The organism is Streptomyces sp. NPDC005141 (assembly GCF_053599975.1).
Genome location: NZ_JBSFYW010000130.1, coordinates 1 through 6,394, shown reverse-complemented (window position 1 = coordinate 6,394; position 6,394 = coordinate 1). Strand labels below are relative to the sequence as shown.

The following is a 6,394-nucleotide window of genomic DNA, read 5'->3' as shown; positions in this document are numbered from 1 at the left end:
GCCCCCGCCCGGTCCGGGGGGGGCGCGGGGGGGGCCTCACCCCCGTCGCCGGCCCGGATCCATGATCTGGATCCGGGCCTTCGACTTCAGTAGCGGGGACAGGATTTGAACCTGCGACCTCTGGGTTATGAGCCCAGCGAGCTACCGAGCTGCTCCACCCCGCGCCGTTGTGTTGCAACCGTACCACGGCGCGGGGTGGCTCCTGATCAGTCGCTTCCTGGGCTCTTTTCGCTGCTCGGGCTGCTGCTCGGACCACCGCTCTTGTCGGCGTTCTTGTCCGCCGTCTTGTCGGTCGTCTTGTCGGCGCCCGCGCTGCCGCCGGCCTTCGCCTGTGCGTCCTCGGCCCGGTTCAGCGCGTCCTCGAGATCCTTCTGCGCCTCGCCGTACGCCTTCCAGTCGCCCTTCTTGAGGGCTTCCTGCCCTTGGTCGAAGGCCTTCTGGGCGTCGTCGAGCGCGTCCTGGACCGTCGGGTTGCTGGACGTGGGCGGATTCTTGGTGCCCTCGTCGGGCGGTGGCGTGGTCGAACTCTCCGCCCCGAAGACCTTGTTGAGCGCCTGGTCCAGCGTGTCCTCGAACGCGGTGCTGCCGCCGTACGTCACCAACACCTTGCGCAGCAGCGGATATTTGAGGTCGCCACCGCGGACGTAGACCGGTTCCACGTAGAGCAGTCCGCCGTCGAGCGGCACGGTCAGCAGGTTGCCGTACTCGACCTCCGAGTCGCCGCCTCTGAGGAGCCTGATGGACTCGGCGATGGACGGCTCGGAGTTGAACTGGCTCTGCACCCGTTTCGGTCCGTCGACCGTTCTGCCCGTTGGCAGCTTCAGAATGTTGATCTTGCCGTAACCGGGCGTCCCCGCCTCGGCGTTGACCGACACGAAGGCGCTCAGGTTGTCACGGCCGTTCGGTGTCATCGTCGTCGTCAGCGAGAAGACCTGCGACGGCTTCTCCGGCAGCTTCATGCTCAGGTAGTACGGCGGCACCGCGCTGCCCGACTTGTTGGTCGGGTCGTCCGGGACCTGCCACACCTCGCTGCCGCTCAGGAACGTCTGGGCGTCCTTCACGTGGTACCGGGTGAGCAGCTCCCGCTGGACCTTGAACAGGTCCTGCGGATACCGCAGATGAGCCATCAGCGCCGGCGAGATCGAGTCCTTCGACTTCACCGTGTTCGGGAACGCCTTCATCCAGGTCTTCAGGACCGGGTCCTCGGTGTCCCACTGGTAGAGCTTGACGTCGCCGGTGTACGCGTCGACGGTCGCCTTCACCGAGTTGCGGATGTAGTTGACCTGGTTCTGCTGGGCCACCACCGCGCGCTGGTCGTTGGCCGCCGTCAGCGAGTCCGCCGTGGTGTCGCCGAGCGTGGTGCGCGAGGCGTACGGATAGCCGTTGGTGGTGGTGTACGCGTCGACGATCCACTGGATCTTCCCGTCGACGACCGCCGGGTAGGCGTCGCCGTCGATGGTCAGCCAGGGGGCCACCGCCTCGACCCGCTCCTTGGGCGTGCGGTTGTAGAGAATCCGCGAACCCTCGCCGATCGCGCCCGAGTACAGGATCTGCGGCTCGCCGAACGCCACCGCGTACGCGGCGCGGTTGACCGGGTTGGAGAGGCTGATGCCGCTCTTGCCCTTGTAGCTGGTGGTCTTCTCACCGCTGTCGTCGGAGTAGTCGATCTCCTTCTGGGGACCGCCGACGATCGAGTACTGGGTGGTCTTCTCGCCGTAGTAGATCTGCTGCTCGTACGAGCCCAGGTCGCCCTTGGACGGCAGGTCGTACTCGGTGAAGACCGGCCGGCCCTCGCTGTCGGCCGTGGTGCCCTTGGCCGCGACGACGCCGTATCCGTGCGTGTACCGGAAGTGGTCGTTGATCCAGTTGTTCTTCGGGATGCCCGCGAGGTTCAGCTCGCGCAGACCGATGACCGTGTCCTGGTCCTTGCCGTCCTTGGTGTACCGGTCGACGTCCAGGTTCGACGGGAAGCCGTAGTAGTTCCGCACCTGCTGGAGCTGCTGGAACGTCGGCGACACGATGTTCGGGTCCATCAGCCGGATGCTGGCGGCGGTGTCGGCGTCGTCGCGGAGCTTGGCCTTGTCCTTGGTGTCGCTCGACCCCCGGTAGTCCTGCACCTCGGTGCCGTCGATCCCGTACGCCTCGCGGGTCGCCTTGAGGTTCTTCTCGACGTACGGCGATTCCTTGGCCTGCTCGTTCGGCTGGACCTGGAACTTCTGGACGATCGCCGGGTACAGGCCGCCGATGAGGATCGCCGAGAGCACCATCAGGCCGAAGCCGATGACGGGCAGCTGCCAGGTGCGCCGCCACAGGGTGGCGAAGAAGAGCAGGGCGCAGATGACGGCGATGCAGAACAGGATCGTCTTGGCGGGCAGATAGGCGTTCGCGTCGACGTACCTCAGGCCCGTCCAGTTGCCGGTCGCCTTGAAGTCACTGGACTTCACCGCGAGCCCGTACCGGTCGAGCCAGTAGGCGACCGCCTTCAGGGCGACGAAGATGCCGAGGAGCACCGAGAGGTGCCCGGTGGCCGCGGCCGTGGCACGCGCTCCCGGGCTGGTGATCCGCAGACCGCCGTACAGGTAGTGCGTGAGCGCGGCGGCGACCAGCGAGAGCACGGCGGCGGCGAAGCCGAAGCCGAGCAGGAAGCGGTACCAGGGCAGGTCGAAGGCGTAGAACGAGACGTCGAGGTGGAACTGGGGGTCCTTCTGGTGGAAGGGCACCCCGTTCACCCACATCAGCCACGTGCGCCACTGGCCCGAGGCGGACGCGCCGGCGATCAGCCCCACCAGGGACGTGATCGCGAGCAGCAGCCACCTCTTGTAGGGCGCGATGCCCATGCGGTACCGGTCGAGGCTCTGCTGCTCCATCGACATGGCGCTCAGCGGCGGGCGCAGCCGGTGTGCCAGCCAGATGTTGAAGCCCACCGCGGCCGCCATCAGCAGACCGAAGACGAAGAAGAGCCCTATCTTGGTCCACAGGGTGGTGGTGAAGACCGACGAGTAGTGAACCGATCGGTACCAGAGCCAGTCCGTCCAGAACCCCGCGAACATGACGAACGCCATGGCCAGCACGGCCAGCACGCCCAGTGTCATGAGCAGGGTCCGGACACGCCGGGAGGGTCGGCCCACTCTGATCCGTGGCCCCGTCGGGCCTCCGCCGCGGTCCGGCATCTGGAAAGCCAAGGTGCGCACCTCGAAGTCGCTGTTGATCCGTCAGGCCCCCGTGTCGGTGGACCGTCCGCAAGGCTCCGTGATCGAGGAGCCTCATCTATGCAACTTACTCACGCTTTACTCGGTTCCCGTTTCCGGGTACGAACGAGGCAGGATTGTGACCATGTCCAACACTCCCATGGCAGCGAACCCGCTAACCCGGGCCGTACTCGAGATCGACGAGTACACCTCCGGCCTCGGCTGGGACCAGCCCGCTCGCCTCTTCGCCCTCGTAGACACCGCACAGCTGCGGGTCCAGGAACCCGGCCTCGCCGCCCAGCTCGGCCTGGAGGACGAGCAGGCGACCGTCGGTCTCACCCCCATCGAGCAGGACGAGATCCCTGCCGGAAAGCCGCTGGACGAGTTCCTCGGCACCATCGCCTGGCCCGACGCCGTGGTCGGCTGCGCGCTCACGGTGGAGCGGCTGATGCTGCCGCCGTCCGCGGAGGCCTCGGTCCCGGAGGGTCTCAGCGGCAAGAAGCTCACGCAGTGGGTCGCCACGCACCCGGACCGTCAAGAAGTACGGATGACGGTCGGGGTCCTGCGCGACGGCACCCGCGACTCGGCGCTGCGGCTGCGCGAGAAGGACGCGCCGACGGAGGTGCTGACGGGGGCCGGCCTGGTGCCGGGCCTCGCGGAGGCGCTGTCGGCGACGTTCGCGGACTGACTGCCGGACGGACGTGGCTGGGGTCGCCTCTCGGCACGAGAGGCGACCCCAGCCACGGACGACCGGTGTCCGTCAGCCCTTGGTGGTGCACTTCGGCAGGTCGGAGGTCCGGCCCGCGCTGATGTCCTTGAGAGCACCCATCGCGTCGTCGATGGTGTCGACCTTGACGAGCGTGAGCCCGCTGGGGGTGTCCTTGGCCGCCGCGGCGCAGTTGTCCTTGGGCGTCAGGAAGTACTGGGCGCCCTTGTCGCGCGCGCCGACGGTCTTCATCTCGATGCCGCCGATCGGGCCGACCTTGCCGTCGTCCTCGATGGTGCCGGTGCCCGCCACGAACTTGCCTCCGGTGAGGTTCCCCGGAGTGAGCTTGTCCACGATGCCGAGCGCGAACATCAGGCCCGCGCTCGGGCCGCCGACGTCGGCGAGCTTGATGTCGATGGCGAACGGGAACGTGTGGTCGGTCCCGGCAGAGATCCCGACGATGGCACGGTCGCTGCCGCTGTCCTCGGACTTGGCCGTGGTGATCGTCACGTCCTTGGTCCCGGTCGCCGTCGTGTTCTCCTTCTCGGCGGCGGCCTGCTCCTTGGCGGGCACGATCGTGAACACGACCTTCTCGCCGGGCTTGTGCTTGGTGACCAGCTTCGCGACGTCGTCGGGCGCCTTCACCGCCGTACCGTCGACGGCCTTGATGACGTCACCGGCGTGCAGTCGTCCTTCGGCCGGGGAGCCCTTGAGGACGGTGGAGACGATCACCCAGGCCTTCACCGGGATGTCCAGTTCCTTCAGAGCGGCCACCTTCGCGCTCTCCTGGGACTGGCTGAACTCCTCGGCGTTCTCCTGCGTCGACTGCTCCTCGGTCTTGCCGTCCGGGTAGAGGGTGTCGTGCGGCACGATCTTGTTGTCGTGCGACAGCCATCCGTACACGGCCTCGACGAGGTTCATGTTGTAGTCGGCGCTGGTGACCCGGACCGTGGTCATGTTCAGGTTCCCGGTCGTCGGATACGTCTTGCGTCCGGAGATCTGCAGCACCGGCTCGCCGTCGTGGTCACCCAGCGTGTTCACCGTGGGACCCGGTGACATCTCCGAGTACGGCACTTTGATGAACACTCCCGCGCACAGGAGCGCGATCAGGATCAGAGTGGAGGCGAGCATCGTCGCGGTGCGGCGTGGCATGGAACGACAGTACGGGACGGTGCTGTAAGCGCACCGTCGGGGCCGTCCGTACGTGGTGGGGCCCGAGCCCGCCCATGAGGCCCGATCGCCCGCCTTCCGGCAGTGGCCCGAAGCGTTCCGCGCGATGCCCGAGCAGGCCGGGATCCTCGGACCGCATCGGCCGCGCACCCGCGCGCATCGCCGGCCCGCGGAGGCGGACCGGGGGTCTCACACCGCGTCGGAGTGGGACTTCTCCCGGACCTCCGACCGCTCCATGGCCTCACGGAAGCGCGTGTATCCGGCGAGCTCGACACCGTCTCCCGCGGCCTTGCGATTCCGGCCGGCCCAACTGCCCCACAGTCCGGCACCGATCGCGGCCATAAACGGAATCAGCAACCAGGCAAGCGCCGCCATGTCGACCTCCCAACCCCATGAGCGACCGCAACTGACTGATCAGCAGATTAACCATCCGCACTGTTAACGCTCACGGCAGGGCCCCGGTTACGCAACCGGAAGAGGGGTGCGAAATCGGTCGGCCCCCGGCGGCGGAGACTCCCGCCGGTCTCAGCAGGCGCCGACCCACTCCTGCGACCCGTCGGAGAACTTCTGGTGCTTCCAGATCGGCACTTCGTGCTTGAGATCGTCGATGAGCTTGCGGCAGGCCTCGAAGGCCTCGCCCCGGTGCGCGCACGACACGGCGACGACGACGGCCAGGTCCCCGACGACCAGGTCACCCACCCGGTGAACGGCGGCCAGCGCCCGCACCGGATAGGCGGCGACCACCTTCTCGGCGACCCGCCGCATCTCCGCCTCGGCACTGGGGTGGCACGAGTACCCCAGCTCGTCGACGTCGGCGCCTCCGTCGTGATTGCGCACGGTCCCCACGAACAACGCGGTCCCCCCGGCGGCGTCGTCCCCCACGGCCTTGAAGACCTCGTCCAGGGAGAGCGGTTCGTCGCGGATCGCGAGCAGCCGAATCGGATCCTGCGCGGCCTGCTCACCGGGATGGTCATAGGTAGGTGCCATGGCTCCATCGTGCCGCACCCCGCCGACACCGTGGAATACGGCTTTCACCCGGCACGCACGCGTGCGGGTTTGGAGCCTCCTACAGAGCCGGCCCCGACTCCACGGGCCCGTCCGTGACGCGCACCACGCTCACCTTCCCGCCCCGCCCGGCACCGGCCGACGACCCCCGGCCCCCCGATCCGGCCCCTGCCCGGCCCTCAGGACGGGCCGGCTTCCGCAGCGTGGGGGGGGGGGGGGGCGCGGGGGGGGGGGGGGCCCCCCGGCCCCCCCCCCCCCCCCCCCCCCCCCCACACCCCCCCCCCCGCCCCCCCCCCCCCCCCCCCCCCCCACCACCCACCCCCCC

Annotated in this window: 5 protein-coding genes and 1 tRNA gene; 1 reads left to right on the top strand and 5 read right to left on the bottom strand. The window is 68.5% G+C overall.

Going from position 1 to position 6,394, the window contains the following annotated elements:
* Positions 1-90: 90 nt before the first annotated feature.
* Both ACWD68_RS41330 and ACWD68_RS41325 read right to left on the bottom strand, forming a co-directional pair.
* Positions 91-164 (bottom strand) — tRNA-Met (locus ACWD68_RS41330).
* A 42-nt stretch (positions 165-206) separates the two neighbouring features.
* Complete coding sequence (locus ACWD68_RS41325) at positions 207-3,170, bottom strand: UPF0182 family membrane protein (RefSeq protein ID WP_451811625.1); 2,964 nt, start codon at positions 3,168-3,170, stop codon at positions 207-209.
* Positions 3,171-3,333: 163 nt separating this feature from the next.
* On the opposite strand from ACWD68_RS41325, the gene ACWD68_RS41320 reads away from it, so the two are divergent.
* Complete coding sequence (locus tag ACWD68_RS41320) at positions 3,334-3,876, top strand: PPA1309 family protein (protein ID WP_451811624.1); 543 nt, start codon at positions 3,334-3,336, stop codon at positions 3,874-3,876.
* Between the two features lie 72 nt (positions 3,877-3,948).
* Here ACWD68_RS41320 and ACWD68_RS41315 read toward each other — a convergent pair whose 3' ends face one another.
* The 3 genes from ACWD68_RS41315 to ACWD68_RS41305 form a co-directional block, all read right to left on the bottom strand.
* Positions 3,949-5,046 (bottom strand): YlbL family protein, encoded by a 1,098-nt coding sequence (locus tag ACWD68_RS41315; RefSeq protein WP_451811623.1) that lies wholly within the window; start codon positions 5,044-5,046, stop codon positions 3,949-3,951.
* A gap of 207 nt (positions 5,047-5,253) precedes the next feature.
* Positions 5,254-5,439, bottom strand: a complete 186-nt coding sequence (locus tag ACWD68_RS41310) for a hypothetical protein (protein WP_451811622.1) — start codon at positions 5,437-5,439, stop codon at positions 5,254-5,256.
* 150 nt (positions 5,440-5,589) lie between these two features.
* Positions 5,590-6,051 carry a molybdenum cofactor biosynthesis protein MoaE gene (locus ACWD68_RS41305; protein ID WP_356461250.1) on the bottom strand — a complete coding sequence of 154 codons (462 nt, stop codon included), beginning with the start codon at positions 6,049-6,051 and terminating at the stop codon, positions 5,590-5,592.
* Positions 6,052-6,394 lie beyond the last annotated feature (343 nt).